General features: G+C 39.3%; 17 protein-coding genes. 7 read left to right on the plus strand and 10 right to left on the minus strand.

Annotated features, from left to right (window positions below):
• Positions 1-16 precede the first annotated feature (16 nt).
• Positions 17-895 (plus strand): transcriptional regulator, encoded by an 879-nt coding sequence (locus C9J51_RS04825; RefSeq protein WP_045039274.1) that lies wholly within the window; start codon positions 17-19, stop codon positions 893-895.
• A complete protein-coding gene (locus tag C9J51_RS04830) occupies positions 886-1,434 on the plus strand; it encodes a regulatory protein ToxS (protein ID WP_045037964.1) in 549 nt (182 codons plus the stop codon). The genes C9J51_RS04825 and C9J51_RS04830 overlap by 10 nt, the downstream gene beginning before the upstream one ends.
• An 88-nt stretch (positions 1,435-1,522) precedes the next feature.
• Here the strand turns inward: C9J51_RS04830 and recR are convergent, their stop codons facing one another.
• The 5 genes from recR to C9J51_RS04855 form a co-directional block, all read right to left on the minus strand.
• A complete protein-coding gene (gene recR / locus C9J51_RS04835) occupies positions 1,523-2,122 on the minus strand; it encodes a recombination mediator RecR (RefSeq protein ID WP_045037965.1) in 600 nt (199 codons plus the stop codon).
• A gap of 3 nt (positions 2,123-2,125) precedes the next feature.
• Positions 2,126-2,455 carry a YbaB/EbfC family nucleoid-associated protein gene (locus C9J51_RS04840; protein WP_045037966.1) on the minus strand — a complete coding sequence of 110 codons (330 nt, stop codon included), beginning with the start codon at positions 2,453-2,455 and terminating at the stop codon, positions 2,126-2,128.
• A 36-nt stretch (positions 2,456-2,491) separates the two neighbouring features.
• The gene (gene dnaX, locus C9J51_RS04845) at positions 2,492-4,654 is read right to left on the minus strand and encodes a DNA polymerase III subunit gamma/tau (RefSeq protein ID WP_045037967.1); all 2,163 of its coding nucleotides are present in this window, start codon (positions 4,652-4,654) and stop codon (positions 2,492-2,494) included.
• Between the two features lie 283 nt (positions 4,655-4,937).
• Positions 4,938-5,483: an adenine phosphoribosyltransferase gene (apt, locus tag C9J51_RS04850; RefSeq protein ID WP_045037968.1), complete on the minus strand. Its 546-nt coding sequence runs from the start codon at positions 5,481-5,483 to the stop codon at positions 4,938-4,940.
• Between the two features lie 124 nt (positions 5,484-5,607).
• A complete protein-coding gene (locus C9J51_RS04855; protein ID WP_268840541.1) occupies positions 5,608-6,042 on the minus strand; it encodes a YbaN family protein in 435 nt (144 codons plus the stop codon).
• Positions 6,043-6,379: 337 nt separating this feature from the next.
• Between C9J51_RS04855 and C9J51_RS04860 the strand changes: the two genes are divergently transcribed.
• Positions 6,380-6,727, plus strand: coding sequence for a dksA-type zinc finger protein (locus tag C9J51_RS04860; RefSeq protein WP_045037992.1), 348 nt, complete (start codon positions 6,380-6,382; stop codon positions 6,725-6,727).
• Positions 6,728-6,840: 113 nt separating this feature from the next.
• On the opposite strand, the gene C9J51_RS04865 is transcribed toward C9J51_RS04860, so the two are convergent.
• Together C9J51_RS04865 and C9J51_RS04870 are read right to left on the minus strand one after the other, a co-directional pair.
• On the minus strand, positions 6,841-7,482 hold the full coding sequence (locus C9J51_RS04865; protein ID WP_107274882.1) for a YccT family protein: 642 nt from the start codon (positions 7,480-7,482) through the stop codon (positions 6,841-6,843).
• 155 nt (positions 7,483-7,637) lie between these two features.
• On the minus strand, positions 7,638-8,627 hold the full coding sequence (locus tag C9J51_RS04870) for a porin (RefSeq protein WP_045037970.1): 990 nt from the start codon (positions 8,625-8,627) through the stop codon (positions 7,638-7,640).
• A gap of 534 nt (positions 8,628-9,161) precedes the next feature.
• Here C9J51_RS04870 and dinG point away from each other — a divergent pair.
• The 4 genes from dinG (at position 9,162) to rsmS (ending at position 12,874) form a co-directional block, all read left to right on the plus strand.
• Positions 9,162-11,246 carry an ATP-dependent DNA helicase DinG gene (gene dinG, locus C9J51_RS04875; protein ID WP_045037971.1) on the plus strand — a complete coding sequence of 695 codons (2,085 nt, stop codon included), beginning with the start codon at positions 9,162-9,164 and terminating at the stop codon, positions 11,244-11,246.
• Positions 11,247-11,276: 30 nt separating this feature from the next.
• Positions 11,277-12,050 carry a sulfite exporter TauE/SafE family protein gene (locus C9J51_RS04880; protein ID WP_045039273.1) on the plus strand — a complete coding sequence of 258 codons (774 nt, stop codon included), beginning with the start codon at positions 11,277-11,279 and terminating at the stop codon, positions 12,048-12,050.
• Between the two features lie 24 nt (positions 12,051-12,074).
• The gene (priC, locus tag C9J51_RS04885) at positions 12,075-12,626 is read left to right on the plus strand and encodes a primosomal replication protein PriC (protein WP_045039272.1); all 552 of its coding nucleotides are present in this window, start codon (positions 12,075-12,077) and stop codon (positions 12,624-12,626) included.
• 74 nt (positions 12,627-12,700) lie between these two features.
• The gene (gene rsmS, locus C9J51_RS04890) at positions 12,701-12,874 is read left to right on the plus strand and encodes a pleiotropic regulatory protein RsmS (RefSeq protein WP_107180501.1); all 174 of its coding nucleotides are present in this window, start codon (positions 12,701-12,703) and stop codon (positions 12,872-12,874) included.
• A 70-nt stretch (positions 12,875-12,944) separates the two neighbouring features.
• Here rsmS and C9J51_RS04895 read toward each other — a convergent pair whose 3' ends face one another.
• The 3 genes from C9J51_RS04895 to C9J51_RS04905 all read right to left on the minus strand — a co-directional run bounded on the left by C9J51_RS04895 (position 12,945) and on the right by C9J51_RS04905 (position 18,055).
• Complete coding sequence (locus C9J51_RS04895; RefSeq protein ID WP_045037975.1) at positions 12,945-13,439, minus strand: hypothetical protein; 495 nt, start codon at positions 13,437-13,439, stop codon at positions 12,945-12,947.
• A gap of 456 nt (positions 13,440-13,895) precedes the next feature.
• Positions 13,896-16,979 carry an efflux RND transporter permease subunit gene (locus C9J51_RS04900; protein ID WP_045039270.1) on the minus strand — a complete coding sequence of 1,028 codons (3,084 nt, stop codon included), beginning with the start codon at positions 16,977-16,979 and terminating at the stop codon, positions 13,896-13,898.
• The gene (locus C9J51_RS04905) at positions 16,976-18,055 is read right to left on the minus strand and encodes an efflux RND transporter periplasmic adaptor subunit (RefSeq protein ID WP_045039269.1); all 1,080 of its coding nucleotides are present in this window, start codon (positions 18,053-18,055) and stop codon (positions 16,976-16,978) included. Before C9J51_RS04905 ends, C9J51_RS04900 begins: the two co-directional genes overlap by 4 nt.
• Between the last annotated feature and the right edge of the window lie 304 nt (positions 18,056-18,359).

Raw genomic sequence — 18,359 nt, forward strand, 5'->3', positions numbered from 1 at the left:
TGGCAAGGCTAAACCAATGACAGCAAATGCAACTAAGTATTTGATTGGAAATCGTTTTATTTTCGATCCAAATGACAATAGCTTAATAGATAAATGTGATAATAATGAATTAACTCGACTAGGTAGCAATGAAAGTCGAGCTTTAAGTTTGCTCATTGAAGATCCTAGCCTAATAATTACTCGCCAGCGTATTCATGATTATGTATGGCGTGAACAAGGTTTTGAAGTTGATGATTCAAGCTTAACGCAAGCAATATCGACCTTGCGTAAAGCATTAAAAGACTCAACCAAATCACCCGAGTTTGTTAAAACAGTGCCTAAACGTGGTTATCAAATGATTGCCAGTGTGGAAGGCTACGTCTGTCTAAAACAGCAGTTAGAGCCTAAAACTGATGTCGATAAGCCTGCCGTTTTTTCAACGCCACCGGAATTTGAACCGATTCTGTCTTCGCCACGTAAAGAGTCGCATGTTAATACACCAACAACAGCACATTATTCACGAAATAAAGAGTCGTTAGAGAATAAATCAACATTAATCTCATGGAAAGGTTGGCTAGCACTTGCTATTGCTTTTATATTACCGATTATTGTTAATCTCAGTATGCCACCAAAATCTGCGGCATTTACCCCTTTATTTGATGTTGATGGCATAATGATCTACGCCCCAAAAAATAACGCTGACATTAATCAGTGGCAGGCTCTGATCAAAACGTGTGTTAACAATTACATCAAATATCACAATAATCCAGAGGCAAAACCATTCGAAATTATTGTTACTGGCGGTCAAAACAATCAATTGTATTTAAACTATTTGCACAATAGTGAACAACCAACAGAAAACGTAACGGTACGTTTACTCACGGACGGTAAGGATAATTCGAATTTATGTCGTTAACGGCCTCTAACCCAATAACACGTCAATTACACCGATACTGGCCATTTTTGATATTGATTAGTTCTATAATTTTATGCTTATGGGTTTATTTTTCAACGGACTACAAGCAACAACAATTATTGATGTCACGCGAATGGCAAAGTACCACCATCAGTAAAATAGAATCGTTACCACAATATTCACTGCAAAAGCTACGAAAGGTAAAACAAAGCAGTAATATGGTATTTTTACCCAATCACACTTATTCACGGATCACACTCCTTGAACTATACAGTGATAATTCGCAGCCACTCGCCATTCATATTTCTGAATCAGGTCGGTGGGATGTCAGCGGAGGTTATTTACTGACTGAACCATTAGAGTTTAAAGACATCACCTCGGGGTTAAACCATGATTTTGATAGTAACCAACTCAATATTATTAGAGATATGTTTAGGATGAATGCGCAAGAAAGTCGCCGTATTGACATTATTAATGAAAATACCTTATTGCTTACTAGCCTCACTCATGGTTCAAAAGTGTTGTTTTCAACTAAATAATACGATGAATAAATAAGACATTATTAAATCATCACCCATAAAAAAACCGCGCTCAAAAAGCGCGGTTTTTTTGCAATAATAACGAGCGTTACAATCGCTGCCGTCCAGCAATAGAATGTGATAGCGTAGTGCCATCAACCAATTCTAATTCACCGCCGACAGGTACACCGTGAGCAATTCTACTCGCGGGCACATCATATTCATGACAAAGTTCAGCAATATAATGAGCCGTTGCTTCGCCTTCAACCGTTGGGTTAGTGGCGAGTATTAGTTCATTAATCGCTTCTTGTTGCAAACGAAACTCTAGCGTATCAAGCCCAATATCAGCGGGACCAATACCATCAAGTGGTGATAAATGGCCCATTAAAACGAAGTAACGTCCAGAAAATTGGCCGGTTGCTTCTACTGCTACAATATCTGCCGGACTTTCGACCACACAAATAATACCGTTCTCTTTACGCCGAGGATTATCACAAATTGCACAAACATCGTCTTCGGTAAATGTACGACAATCACGACAATGACCAATTTCAGTCATGGCTTGATTTAACGCATCAGCCAGCTGTAAGCCACCTTGACGATTTCGTTGTAGCAAATTAAAAGCCATTCGTTGTGCTGACTTAGGACCGACCCCAGGCAAACAACGTAAGGCTTCCATCAAATGCTCCAGTAAGTGACTGGTTCGCATTGATTAAAACGGTAGCTTAAAGCCAGCAGGTAAATTCATACCGCCGGTAACACCCGCCATTTTCTCTTTTTGTGTTTCATCGATACGACGCGCTGCATCATTAAATGCCGCAGCAATCAAATCTTCAAGCATGTCTTTGTCATCTTCCATTAAGCTTTCGTCAATCTCAACACGACGTACACTATGGCTACCCGTAATCGTTACTTTAACAAGGCCAGCACCAGATTCACCAGTAACTTCCATGTTTGCAACTTCTTCTTGCATCTTTTGCATGCGCTCTTGCATTTGCTGCGCTTGCTTCATCATGTTGCCCATACCACCTTTACCAAACATAACTCTTCTCTCTCTATCGGGTCTGGTTGAAAATTTTTAAACGGGCCTAATACTTTCTTCATCCAGTTGTGCAGCAAAACGCTGACAAATGAAATTCACATTAGGATCGTTTGCTAAACTATCTCGTGCTTGTAATAATTTTTGTTGGTACAAATTTTCGCGTAATTCAAGCGGCGTCTGCCCTTGTTCGCCCAACACAATCGATAATTGTATTGGTGTTTGTAGCACATCATTTAAAGCACTATTTAATTGTGCAGTCGCGCGTTCAGCCTGTAAATGTTTCTGGGATGAACGTAAATATAATGTAATGTGATCATCAACGCGCTCAAAGGCTGAATTCAATGCTAATTGCTGAATTAATTTTGGCACATCAAGCTGAGTCACTAATTGAGACCAACTATCCTGATTTGCAGCTTCATTGACAAGTAATTTCGCCATCTCTGGCGTTTTTTCATGCTCTAAAGCGCGCTTCAATACTCGCGGCGTCAGTTCCTGCTTAACCTCGACGTTTAACTCGGGTTTTGCCATCGGCTTCCAACGATATTCATCATCTTCAGTCACATTATCAACCGCTGTCGACGCCGGCATCGCGTTGTGTTTCATTGATGGCATTGCCGTTTGCTTATTCGCAATCCGATCCATCACTGAAGTGGCGACTTTTTTAGCTGGCGCCGTCAGGGGCTTTTTTAGCGATGTCGCTGCTGTTTGCCCTTCTTGACCCCGTTTGGTTTGACTACGGAGCTGATTACGCGCAGCTAATAACCCAGAAGCCGCAGATGGTCGAGCGGGAGCAGCCTCTGTTGGTGGTTGCATAGCCGGTTGCGACGGCTGCTGTACTTGTGGCGATGGCTGCTGTACTTGTTGCTGTACTAATGGCGGTTGCTGCTGTACAGATGGCGCAACAGGCACTGAAGCCGTAACAACTGGCGCTATCGGCTGAGATTCAGAAACAGGCATCACAGCGGGTTGAACATTATGGGTTACAGGCGTTTGCATTTGTGCTTTTAATGCTTGTACGCGTGATACACCATTGCTAGCGGTAGGTGTTGGTGCTGCTAATGGCGCAGGTTGACTACTGGGCACCACAATCGTCTGAGGTGTAATACTGCCACCACTGACAGGACGGAAAGCCAACATACGCAATAACACCATTTCTAAGCCTGTACGGCCATCAGGTGCAAACGACAGATCTTGACGTCCTTGTAAGCAAATTTGATAACACAATTGTACATCTTGTGGTGTCATCAATTGGCTAAGTAGATTAATTCGCTCAGCATCAGGTAAGCTCTCATCTAAACTTGCAGGTAATGCTTGGAACATTGCCACTCGATGTAACTGTGCGGATAATTCTCGTAATAAACTGTCCCACTCAATGCCAATCGAAGCTAATTGCTGCAAACTTGCCATTGCCGTATTAGCATCAGCCGTTGCTACCGCTTCCAGTAATACCAACGCTTGATCGGTATCTAATGTACCTAACATTAGCGCAACAGTTTCAGCACTTACATTACCGTTACCCAATGCAATCGCTTGATCGGTTAAACTTAATGCATCGCGCATACTGCCTTCAGCTGCACGCGCTAATAGTGCCAATGCTCGCGCTTCATACTCAACTTTTTCTTCCGTTAGAACTTTATCAAGTTGGGCATGAATTTGTTGGTGATCAAGGTGTTTCAAATGAAACTGTAAACAACGCGATAAAATTGTTACGGGTAATTTTTGTGGATCAGTGGTCGCCAAAATAAATTTTACATATTCTGGCGGTTCTTCTAATGTTTTTAATAATGCATTAAAGCTATGACGCGAAAGCATGTGTACTTCGTCTATCAGATAAACTTTAAAGCGCCCACGGGCTGGCTTATATTGCACGTTATCCAATAATTCACGCGTATCTTCAACTTTAGTGCGTGATGCAGCATCAATTTCTAGCAGATCAACAAACCGTCCTTCATCGATTTCACGACAGGTTGTACATTTACCACAAGGCGTTGATGTGATGCCTTGCTCACAATTTAACCCTTTCGCAAAAATACGTGCAATCGTCGTTTTACCTACACCACGTGTACCGCTAAAAAGATAAGCATGGTGAAGCCGATTTTGCTCTAAGGCATTACCTAATGCAGTTAATACATGTGATTGTCCAACCACATCTGCAAACTGATAGGGACGCCATTTTCGGGCCAGAACCTGATAACTCATTTATAAATAACCTTAATCAATCTGGACTGCATCTGGTGTAACGAAACTCGCCACTCTTTCTTTTATTCTCGCCATCATAACGGTAATGATAATAACCGATATCAACCATTATAAAACAAAGAAAATAAACGAAATAGTAATGAGAGATGTAAAACATTGACCTCTGTATCAATGCTAGCATAGTGCAGTTTAGTGAGCGAGAGGGCGCTAGAGTAAGCGCCCAATGATTAGCCAACTATCACCTTAATACAACAGATAATAAGGCAGTGGTACTAATTACATCTTAGTGACCAGGGAAATCACAAATAGAATAAACGTTAAGCCCCAACCCTTGTAGGCGTGCTTCGCCACCGATATCAGGTAAATTAATAACGAATGCAGCATCTTTAACATCACCGCCTAAACGACGCACTAAATTAGTGGTTGCTTCAATCGTGCCACCTGTCGCCAATAAATCATCGACCAATAACACTTTATCGCCAGCAACAATGGCATCTTTATGAATTTCTAACGTATCTTTGCCATACTCAAGTTCATAACTTTCAGCAATCACTTCACGTGGTAATTTACCTGGTTTACGTACAGGTACAAATGCCACGCCTAATGCTAATGCTAAAGGTGCACCAAATAAGAAACCACGAGCTTCAGTACCAATAACTTTAGTAATACCTTGATCTTGATACTTTTCAGTCAAAATAGCGATCGTAGCACGATATGCTTCAGGCACTTCCATTAGGCTTGTTACGTCACGAAAAAGAATACCTGGTTTAGGATAATCTTGAATTGATTTAATGCTATTGGTAATTAAATTTAATGTTTCTTGATTCATCATTCTTTCCGTACTTACTCTGACGGCAAACAGAGTAATCTTAAGTTAAAGCCTGCCAATGCAGACAAAGCATAAAAATAGAGCCGTTAATAACAGCTGTATTTTTATGTGACAATTGGGCATTTTATGGGTTTTCGTCGAGTTCGGCAACTGACACAGAATCAGGTTGAATATCAACAATCGGTAAACGGTTAAAACAGTATAATAAAACCACTAACCCAACCAACAGCATTAACTTATGCCACCACAATGGCACCATCAAAATTGAAAAGCTAAAACTGAGCACTATCATTATTAATCCACGTCGTTTTACCCTTGACGTAACAGCACCATGTTGGTGCCAATTAACTAAAATAGGCCCTAATTGTGGATGTTGATGCAACCTTTGGTTTAACTTAGGCGATCCTCTCATAAAACAGGCACTGGCTAATAACAAAAACGGGGTTGTTGGTAATAAGGGTAAAAAAATACCCATCACGCCTAAGGCAACAGCTATCCAACCCATCGCCACCAAAATATAGCGCGCCACTCGGTTATTTATTTTTGTTCCTTCATTCAAGCTTTATTACCTCAATCAACAAATTTAACAACCTTACACTCTCTATATTAAGCGACGTGTCGCGTGTGACAACAATTAGTTTAAATTGTTAATATACATCCTCACCTATTGATATAGATTATATTATGTTAGAAATTAACCAATATTTATTAAATTCGTTTAAAGAATTGATTCAAATCACAACGGCATACTGAATCTAGATTAGACTGAGAAAACTCAGAGGTACTGCATTAGATTTTTATTTAGCCGCAGTATAACAACACTCAATCAAAGCATAGCTAATACTATTAAATCACTTGCTTTCCTATTGAATATCATCACTATGGCTATCACCGATATGAATTATAAAAATTTTCAGTATCCGCTAGAAACTGAATACTTATCTCTAGCTGAACAATTAAAAAATGAAATGTTAATCAATCATTTAAATAATAATGCCAACACAATAGATAATACCGATCTGAATGATCTCATCGTAATGGCTAAATCGTCTTTTATTCCTAATCTTTTTGATATGGCAATACGATTAGAAAAAGTAGATGCAGCAGTATGCTCATTTAAATTAGGAATGTATGGCTTATGTGCTGATTGCGAAGAAGAGATTGAATATAGCGATCTTGAACAAGATCCAGCTCAGGCTCGATGCAAATCATGCCGAGAGCATAGTCGTTACCACCACGATTAACTCTCGCGAATTAGTATATTTCAAATATTAATAAATAAAAGGCAACGTTAGTTGCCTTTTACTTTTTAAATACAAAACAATCACATCGCCATACGGTTATTTATGCATAGCGACTAATTGAAATCTTTTTCTGCCATCCAAATTTTAAACGCTTTTTTATCTTCCTTTGATGCTTTGGTATACCACATTTTAAGTTGTGTTAACGCATCACCTGTGATTTCAACTTTGCCTGTTTTATTATCAACATTAACCGCAACTTGTTGTAAATCAATGGCATTACCTTTTTCAACAACAATACCATTAGCACTATTGTAAGCGGTCACTAACGCTTCAATATCACTATAAGCAGCAAACCCATCCCCTTGTAACTCAACGCCAACCAATGGCTTTACCGCACCGTTATCAAGTGCTAATTGCCATGTCGCACCACGTTCAAAAAAGGCTATCGCTTGTGATTCAGTGGTTAAACGTGGCAGAGTAATTTCAGCATCCGCATTGGCTAAATCAATCTCAAATAAATAAGGACGAGTGGTATAAATTGTAGATTTAGAACCACGCTTAACATCCCCATTAAAACGGACAACCACTTGGTGTTGACCCGTCGATAATTCAACCTTATCCACACTGCTCCAACCTTGGCTTATAACCTCTTTACCATCAACTGCCAATAACTGTATGTTATCGGCGACAGCTAGTGTTGCTGCTTGTGTCGTTACAGAAAACAATGCCACTAATAGCCATAATTTGTTTTTCATTATTGATCCTTACTCTCTGTTTTATTAGCTGATCATTGTTATCACTACTGTAAGTTATCAGCGCGATAACAATAACCATCAGCTGTTAAGCAAAATGTAAATTAGCAAAAAGCCGCCAAGAAGGCGGCTTCATCTATCATTACATCACAGCCAAATTAGAATTTAACTTCTAGGCCTGCAACGTAACCGAAATCTTCTAGTTCATCTTTCTTATCGTCAGAGTAACCAAGTTCAACATATGCACGTACATTGCTGTGCAGTTGTTGAGTTACGTTTGCGTACACATTGTTAATTACGTTACCGTTATCAACTTTATCTTCGCCACGAACATAGCCCAGTGCCAATGTTGTTTTGTCGATAGTGTAAGAACCGTTGATTTCGTATAGATCAATGTTCTTTTGCGTTACTTTAGTATCAGCAGCTTGGTACTTAACTTGACCAAACGATGCTGCTAGGTTAATTGCACCCATTGCGTATTCAGCTTCAAGGTTGTAACCGCTGATATCTTCACCCGCTTTACCAGGAATGATGATCGGATTACCGTTAGCATCTGAGCCGCTATCAACTAAGCCTTTAAGGCCAATGCGCTTACCGTCGTAACCGTATACACGAACATCTAGACCGCCAGTACGGAAGCCAACACGGCCATCGGTAATTGTAGTGCTGTGGTCAGTGTCCATTTCATGAGAAACCGCAGTGTAGAAAGTACCGTTATCGTAAACATACTTAGCAACACGGTCGCCTTCAGTTTGTGCGAAATCAATTTGACCCGCACCTAACTCGTAATCTTTACCAATACCTGAATCATCCGAAATTAAAAGTTGACGACCAATAGTTATTGTTCCGAATTCACCAGAGAAACCAGTCCATAGCTCATAGTTCTGTAAATCACGATCTTCATATTTGAACGCAGTACCAGAAACAACATTCAGGTTATCAGAAACAGCAACAGTTGCATGAAGAACTAAATCACCATCATCAATACGAATAGTTGAATCGCCATGTTTTTCAAAACCATCATAAAGTTGCACTTCAGCTACACCAGAAAGATCAACTTTAACGCCATTTGCATCGTAAAGGTTGATGCCAGCATTTGCAGAACCCGCCGCAGTTAGAACTGCTAGCGCTAATAGAGTTTTTTTCATGATATGTCCACTGCCTTTCTTATTGTTGTAAATCTCAATCCTGAGATTCCCTGTCCTTATATTCCCCTGCTCTGTACACATTTTAAAAAACAAAACGCTAAAACATGCATGGGAGTAATTTATGGCCCACATCCTGCCAGAAGTTCAATATTTTTGTCAAATAACCTAAATTAAACATAAAAAAACATAAAACACATCACAAAAACAAATAGTTACACTGATATCAGGAGATATTAATCACAACAAAATAAGCAAAAATATGCAATTAACATTAATTTAATAAATGTTAATAAGTGTATATTGCATAACTAATCCACTGCAAATAACTTAGAATAAAGAATAAACCACTATTTATCTTTCACTTTACTAGTCGTTTAATTTGCATACACACAGAGCATATAAAGCAAATGTAACTTAAATATAAAATCGTGAGCAATCCCACACTTTAAAATATAAATCGCGTGATTTTTGTTACCGCTCACATTTAGTGCTTCATGCTATAATGTGTTTCCCGGTCCTTATGAAGTTTCAACCATGCTGCACAACACCATAAAAAGCGATATCAAACAGTGTTACACCAACCTTGGTCATCAACTCGATAACTTTATTCCTCGTCGCGCACAGAACTATTTAGTTGCAGAAATAGCCAAAACACTGGCAGGCGAATACCATAAAAAAAATCGAATTCTGGTTGCAGAAGCGGGAACGGGAATCGGTAAATCATTAGCATATTTAATTGGTGGGATCCCTTTTGCATTATTCAATAATAAAAAACTGTTGATCTCTACCGCCACGGTTGCACTTCAAGAGCAGTTAATTACCAAAGATTTACCGTTGTTTAATCAAATTTTTCCACGTGAATTTAGCTTTATTCTGGCTAAAGGCCGTCAACGTTATTGTTGTAACCATAAATTAGAAGCCAGTTGCTCAACAGACAGCGAATTACAACTGGGGATGTGGGAAGAAAAACCCAAAAAATCCGATCTTGATTTATTAAAACGGATGCTTAAAGCCACCGAACAAAATAAATGGGATGGTGATCGTGATAGCTGGCCAACAACGATTCCAGATAAAGTGTGGCAACAAATCATGGCAGATAAACACAGTTGCCATGCGGGTATGCCCAAACACCGTAGCTGCCCTTTTGCTAAAGCACGTGAACACCTAGATAAAGCAGATGTTATTGTGGCGAACCATGCTCTATTAATGGCAGATCTTGAATTAGGCGGTGGTGTTATTCTGCCAGAGCCTGAACAAACAATTTATGTGATTGATGAAGCACACCACTTACCACAAGTTGCGCGTAACTTCTCATCGGCAGCTTCAAGCCTCAAAGGTGCAGCAACGTGGCTAGAAAAACTCAATCAAATTGTCGCCAAGTTTGCAGAATTAGCCGATTATCAAAAAGCCAATCGATTCCAAAACGCGATTCAAGACAGTGTTCAGCACTTAGTGCCAACCTTAAATCAAATTGCCAATAATATTGATTCAAGCAAATTTAATAAAGACGGTGTCTATCGCTTTGAACATGGTGAATTACCATCGTGGCTTGAAGAAGAAGCAAAAGGCTGTAAAGAAGCCAGCAAAAAAGCATTACAATCATTAGGTAAAATTCAAGATCTTATCGCTGAGCGTACCAAGGAAAACATCATCATTCCTCGTTTAGGTGAGCAAGCACTTACTGAAGTGGGATTTTATCTACAACGTCTTGAAAATTTAGAAAAAGTTTGGGCTTTAATGGCACAACCTAACCATAAAAAAGGCGCACCACTCGCGCGTTGGATAGAAAAAAGCCCAGAACGAGAGAATGATTACATTATTGAAGTGTCACCATTAGAAGTTGGCTATCGACTTGATCAACTGCTATGGAGCAAAGCGGCGGGTGCTATTTTAGTGTCGGCAACATTACGCGCATTGAATCAATTCACCTTCTTTTGTCGCCAAGCAGGGATCTCCGACGCAGAAGCCGAAGGGACACGTTTTCTTGCACTTGCATCACCGTTTGATTATCAAAACAATGCTCGATTAGTTATTCCGGCCTTAAAATTAGAGCCTCAAGCGGAACAATTTACCGATCTACTGATCGACGTTTTACCTGAATATCTAGAAGGCGAAACCGCCAGCTTAGTGTTATTTTCATCATACTGGCAGATGAACAAAGTTGCAGATGCGCTGCGTCCACTGGCAAAGAAAAACAAATGGCAATTATTGGTTCAAGGTGAAGAATCTCGTAACGAAACCCTAAAAAAACATAAAGAAAATTGTAAAAATGGTATTCCAAGTATTTTATTTGGTACGGGTAGCTTTTCAGAAGGGCTTGATTTACCAGGTAATTTACTAACAAACTTAATTATCACTAAAATTCCATTTGCGGTTCCTACGTCTCCAGTTGAAGAAGCTCACGCTGAATATATTGAAAGTAAAGGCGGTAACCCTTTCTTACAAATTTCTGTGCCAGAAGCGAGTAAAAAACTGATTCAATCAGTCGGTCGTTTGCTGCGAAAAGAACTCGACTCTGGTAGAGTGGTTATTTTAGATCGTCGTATTATTAATCGTCGTTATGGAAAAGCACTGCTTGATTCTTTGCCTCCATTTAAACGCGTCATTGAATACAACTAATCATCTTAACCATAATAAAAAAGCACTAAAATGATTGATATGATTGAACCAAGTACATTATTGATACTTGGGGTTGTTGCATTAGCAGCAGGCTTTATTGATGCAGTAGCTGGCGGTGGCGGTATGCTTACCGTTCCAGCACTGCTCTCTCTTGGTCTTCCTCCCCATATCGCACTTGGCACCAATAAACTAGCGGCTAGTTTTGCTTCCTCAACAGCAGCATGGACGTATTACAAAAAACAATTATTTGATCCACAATTTTGGCGAGCATCTTTTATTGCGACCTTCATTGGGGCGATTGTTGGTACGTTAACCGTTAATCTCATTAGCGGTGCATGGCTAGAAAAAGCCTTACCTTTAGTGATTTTTGCGGTCGCTATTTATAGCTTATGGCACCCACACCCTAATCCCGATCAAACACAACTGCCTGAGGTAACCAAAACCTTTAAACGTAAGCAGTGGTTGCAAGGCTCTAGCTTAGGATTTTATGATGGTTTAGCGGGCCCCGGAACAGGGGCATTTTGGACGGTATCAAGCTTAGTGTTGTATCGATTAGATATGCTACGTGCTTGTGGCCTTGCCAAAGCGATGAACGTCACCAGTAATATTACTTCACTTATTACGTTCATTATTTTAGGTCATGTCAATATTGCACTAGGTTTAATTATGGGCGTGTGTTTAATGGTTGGCGCTTATTTAGGGGCTCACTCTGCAATTCATTTTGGTGCTAAATTTATTCGTCCCGTGTTTATTACAGTGGTCTTTATTCTTGCGGCGAAATTAGCCTGGCAAGCTTGGTTTTAAGCATGCCCGTTTATAGGTATAACAATGATTGATCTTTCTCGACTACAAACACTTATTGAGCAACTACAACATCAAGCAGAAGAAGCGGATCGCCTACGCGGTGAAGCCCAACGCCCTTTGTTTGATCAGCAATTATTTCGTCACCGTAGTAAGTTACTTGCCCCTTGTGTTACTGAAATTGCACAAGAGCTGGCGACATTACAGAAAGAACAACAAGCCGGTAAATTATTACCTGAACGTACTCAACATCTGTGTGAAAAACTCATTGCTCAAATCAATGCTATCCAACGAGAACTCGCAACTCAACACATTCGCAAAAATGAACCACAACAAGCGGTCAAATGGCAGCGTTCGATCAATGAAATATATCAAGATCTTAATAAACATAAAGAATGGGAACGCCGTTTAAAAGCGATGCTACGAGATAAAGAATCGTCACTTAATCGTTGTAATTCTCAATTTGAGCAACAGCAATCTCAAAAAGAGATCCTTACTTTAGAAGGTCGTATCAGCCGCTGCCAAGAAGCATTAATCAAACTTGAAAATGAGATTAATCATAAAGAAAGAAAAGGCTAGTCTTATCAAAAAGATGGCATATTTTACTTAACCACTTCAATACAGTTATAGCATCTAATCAAAGAGATTTATTAATGAATAATGCACCCACAACATCATTAGACAACGCACCAGCAGAAATAAAACTCGCCGTTGATTTGATCTGCCTATTAGAAGATAACGATATCGATCCTCAAACCGTCTTATCCGCTATTGATATTGTACGTCATGATTTTGAAAAAAAACTGCAATCACCATCATCAAAATAATAATCAACAGCCATAAAAAAAGGCTGAATTAATCAGCCCTTTATAATATCTATTTTATCTTAATAATAAATTAGTTAATGCCCGCACGCTTTAACAAACCAGCCATCAATGCTGAACTTGATTTCACTTGCTTTGATTTATTTTTAAGATCTTTAGCAAGTGCAGTATCATTTACATCGTTAGCAATATAAATCATTGATTGATACATATCACGTGGTGTTTTAATACGTTCTTTATCGTTCAATGGCTTAAGCAATGTTACTACATCAGAGCCTTTCTTTTTATTTTCCGTTGTGTAACGCAAAATAGAATCAAGTAGACGATCCATATCAACCATAAATTCAGAGTTTTCAGTACCCTGCTTTTTCATTTCTTTAAGGTTTTTCTTACGAACCTGACTAATAACAAATGCTGGTTGATTTATTTTACGATAAGCGAAGATACCCGCTAGCACCAATAACGCAACACTACCAGCTGCAACATAACCCCAGATAGAACCTGAAGATTCAGCAACAGGTTGAGCTACAGCGGCAACGTTTGCAACAGACTCTGGTACATCAGACATATTTGTAACCTTTTACTTTAAGAATTCGGAATGCGATGAGACCTTACCACCTACTCGATAAACTGCTATATATTTATCAAAAATTAGTCCAAATAGGCGACAGAGCTCAAATGTATGCTCATTCTGCCGTTTTCAACAACAAAAATAAAGCACTGCTAGATTGATTTTTAATCAGCAGATTGTAACTATTTGTCTAGCAATATAAAATCGTTAATTCGTGTTATAGTTTATTTTATTACTGAGTATAAAACCGCTATTAACACCACAAATTAGCCTTTATTGAATAATTCTTTTACACACCTCAATCAATACCGGCAAATCGACTAACAACAGCGATTGTTATGCTTAAAGTTTAGTTGGTTTTGGGTACAATGATAGTATTAATATTTATATCAATGTCAGCAATAAAATAATAGACATCACGGCCAAAACTTAGCCGTGACAATAAAAAGCATTTTAATCAAAACTCACGGTTGATGCGACAGGCTTTGAACGTTTTAACTTCTGCACCATGACATACATACTCGGTACGACAAATAAAGGATCGACAATCCCTAAAGCCATCCCCGCAACAATGATTATTCCTAACGATCCCATGGCATTCGCACCGGGTCCCGCTTCACACAATAACGGTAATGTACCTAAAATCATGGTTAAAGACGTCATTAATATCGGTCTTAATCGCGTTTTAGTCGCCTCTAAAATAGCCTCTCGTGGTAAATAACCTTGCGCTTGCAGTTCATTAGCAAACTCAGTGATCAAAATACCGTGCTTACAAATCAAACCGATAAGCGTAATCAACCCAATTTGTGAATACACATTTAAACTATAGTCACTAAAATATAAGGCCCACAAGGCTACAGACAAGGTGATAGGCAATGACAACATCACCACTAAGGCATCAACCACACTTTCAAATTGTGCACTCAACACCATATAAATAAACACTAACGCGGCAATAAACACGAATAACATTTGTTGATTAGCATCTAAATATTGTTTGGCACTGTCAACATAGCTATAACGTGCATTAACCGGAAGAATAGTCGGTAACATTTTATTTAACGCACTGATCCCCTGTCCCATACTGACACCATCAGCCAATCGAATCGATAATGAGGCAGATGTCGCACGATCATATTGTTCTAAAGAATGGGGACCCAATTGATTTTTAATACTAATCAACTCAGATAATGGCACCAATGTACCGTTATTATTGCTGATCCTAAGTTGTAAAATTGCATCAGGGGTTAAGGTATACGCTGCCGCTAATTGTAAATGCAATGGATAATTAGCACCTTGATAACTCATATCATTATTAAATGTCTTACCACTCATGGCTAATTTTAACACTTGCTGAATATTATATAATGGCACACCATATTGTGAAGCCAACACTCGATTTATATGAATCTTAAATTGATTTTGATTGAACTTTAAACCACTTCTTGCATGAACAAATAAAGGGGATTGTTCAATTTTATGAGCAACAATAGTCATCTCTTGTGACAGTGTTTGTTCATCAGCATTGCTACTCACATTAATATCAATGCCATTGCTATTACCGTGTCGACCACCGCCAGTCTCGATCGCAGGGATCACGCCAGTAAACACTCTATTGCCTCCCACTTTTAAGCGATCATTAATCATTTCACTGATTTTTTGTGCTGATAGCTTACGTTGATCCCACGGCGTTAACGTTACAAAGCCTCGAATAAAATCACTACTGGTTAAAATAGCCACATGCGCAATATCAGGGATCTGACGCAACTGCTGATTCATGTTACTGATCATTTTCTGTTCAGTAGCATCATCACTGCTTCCCACTAACGGTTGAAACAAAAAGATTTGTCCTGAATCTTCCGCAGGTAACATTTCAGAAGGTGTTTGCAGAAACGGCCAATAACTACTGGCTAAAATAACCACCATCAGTGCTAATGTCATTTTACGATAATCAATAGTAGAGGCTAACACGCGTTGATAAACCATCGCTAAATGATTCAATTTATTATTAATCCACACCTCAAACCGACCAGCAGGACGATGATTCATCATTTTGCTGCACATCATAGGTGATAACGTTAACGCCACCAGCCCAGAGATAATAACGGTGCCTGCTAATGTAAACGCGAACTGCTGAAATAACTGACCCGTAATGCCATCCACTAATCCAACTGGAATATAAACCGCGGCTAATGTAAGGGTGGTCGCTATAATGGCAAACCCAATTTGACGACAAGCAACCACCGTCGCTTTACGCACAGATGAATGATGCCGTAACTGACGATGGACATTCTCAACCACCACTATCGCATCATCAACCACCAGCCCAACCGCCAATAGCATTGCTAGCAAAGTTAATGAATTAATACTAAACCCAGCGAGTTTTAAAATAATAAATGAGCACGATAAACAAACAGGAATCGTCACAATCGGAATTAAGGCGATGCGTAAGTTACCTAAAAATAACCAAATCACCCCCGCCACTAACAATACTGCTAACCCAATCGCACCATAAACATCATGAAGCGAGGTAATAATAAAGGTTGATTTATCCAATAATACTGTTGCTTTCATACCACTGGGTAAGGTCATCGAATTAAGTAATTGATGTACTTGCTGCGATAACACCAACGGATTAGCCGTCGCGGTATATTGCGGATTAAGCACAAACAACATTGCATTGTTCTTAGAAAAATCCACTAATGGCTGCAATTCAAGCTGGCTACTGGGCGTGCCGATGGTTACTGCGGCAATTTGTGATAAGCGAATAGGTTGCTGAGCAAAAACAGCAACAATGGTGTTTTTAATGGCATCTATATTCGCAATCGCTCCGGTTGATACCAACTGATACTGGCTTTGTTTACCGGATGTTTGACCACTTAACGCGGTAATACTGTCAATATCAGCCAGTTTATTAATCACATTATTTAACGTTAAACCATAGTGCTGTACTTTATCTGGATTTAAGGTGATTAACACTGACTGTGATGAGCTAGGAGCAACACTCACCGCCCCCGCTGCGGGTAATTGTTCAAGCTGCGGTAATAACGTATCAATACCATATTGATGGAACTCATATTCTGCTTGATGCGGTCCTGGCGTTAAACCAATCAGCATTGCAGGCATACCCTGATCATCAGATTTGAAGACCTCAGGTGTTATATCATCAGGTAACTGACTTTCAATATTACCAATATCATTATGGATCTCGCTCACTAAAGTATCGATTCCATGTTCATCAACACTGGTGGCAACATCAATAATTATACTGCCACGACCTTGGCGAGCCGTTGCGGATAAATGACGGATCCCTTCAGTCCCCGCAATGGCATTTTGGATTGGAATCAATACCTCAGTCATCATATTTTGCGCAGCAATAGCATTGTCATACACGGCAATTTGAATTTTTGACTGGCTAATTTGAGGTGTATAACGCCAAGGTAACTTTTGACTAAACAACAACCCTATAAATACGGGAATTAACCACAATACGGTACACAATACCGGACGACGCAAACAAAGTTCTGTTAGTTTCATGCTTGAGCCACTTGTGATTGAATGGGGGTCTGCGCATGCTGAGGATGAACAATTTCTACTTTTTGATCGGTTCGTAAATAATTTTGACCATTTACGACAAGCTGTTCACCAACCGTTAATCCCGATAATATTTGTACATAGCCATCATAATAATTACCCACTTTCACATTCCGTAAACGGGCTTTGTTATTTATAACGACAAAAGCTTGAGCGCCGTCAATATTGGTTATTAAAGCCGCAGTAGGTATTGTTACTTGATGCGTTAATAATTGTGTTTGTTGAACAACCTTGAGGTATTGTCCCGCAGAAAATGAAGCCGAGGGGGGTAACTGTGCTTGCAATGTAACTAACCCAGTCGCGGTATTCGGTGCAATATAAGTGACTCGTCCTATCGCTTTAACCGATGACATTAATTCTGATTGAACCACAACCTGTTGCCCGAGTTTATAATCCTGTCGATGCAATGCGGGTAATTGATATTCAATCTTTAATTGGTGCGGAGTATATAAAGTAGCAATCGTATTACCAATCGTCACCACATCACCCACATGGTAATCAGTTAAACTAATCACCCCAGTAAAAGGGGCTTTAATTGTTAATTGAGCTAATAAACTTTTATCTTGATTGCGCTGTGCTAACGCCTGCTTATAACTACTTTCACTGTCATCATAAACACTGCGCGAAATAAGCCCTTTGGTACTTAATCGCGCCTGACGTTGCCATGCCTGCTGCGTCGCCACTAACAATGCTTGATCATGAGCGACTTTAGCTTTTGCCACTTGTGGATCTAACTGTACTAACACTTGCCCTTTAGTGACCGTTTGGCCTGCATTAAACAAAATAGCGGTGATCTTATTGGTCTGTAAACATTTTAAAGCCACAACATTATGGCTTTTTACCACACCATAACCTGTCACTTGCTGAATAATAGTGCGTGATTTAATTGGCTGAGTTTCAACTTGTACCGCAGGTACAATAGGCGCTATAGATGATGTATTTGAACGACTATCGCAGCCCACCAACGTAAGTACTACAGTAATGATAACCCATATTGAAACCAATTTTCGCTTTAGCATGATCTATTTCCTAGAACATAAAACAACATGAGCTAGGATAAACCAGCACAATATTCTTATAAGGTATGCAATATTATCAAGGCTGACTATTTAATACATCATTACACGCTAACTTTACGCTGTTTTACATTAAAAATAGATAAGCACTATTTCTACAAGATATTTAACGTTCTCACTCCACAATAAATATAAAACAAATAACTACTTCATAAATAACTATGTCATAAATAAAAACAATTCAAATGTAACGAAAAAGTAAATGCCAATATTAAAGGCAATAACATTTTGTCACATTCAAAAATAA

Source organism: Photobacterium iliopiscarium (assembly GCF_003026395.1).
Lineage (GTDB): Bacteria > Pseudomonadota > Gammaproteobacteria > Enterobacterales > Vibrionaceae > Photobacterium > Photobacterium iliopiscarium.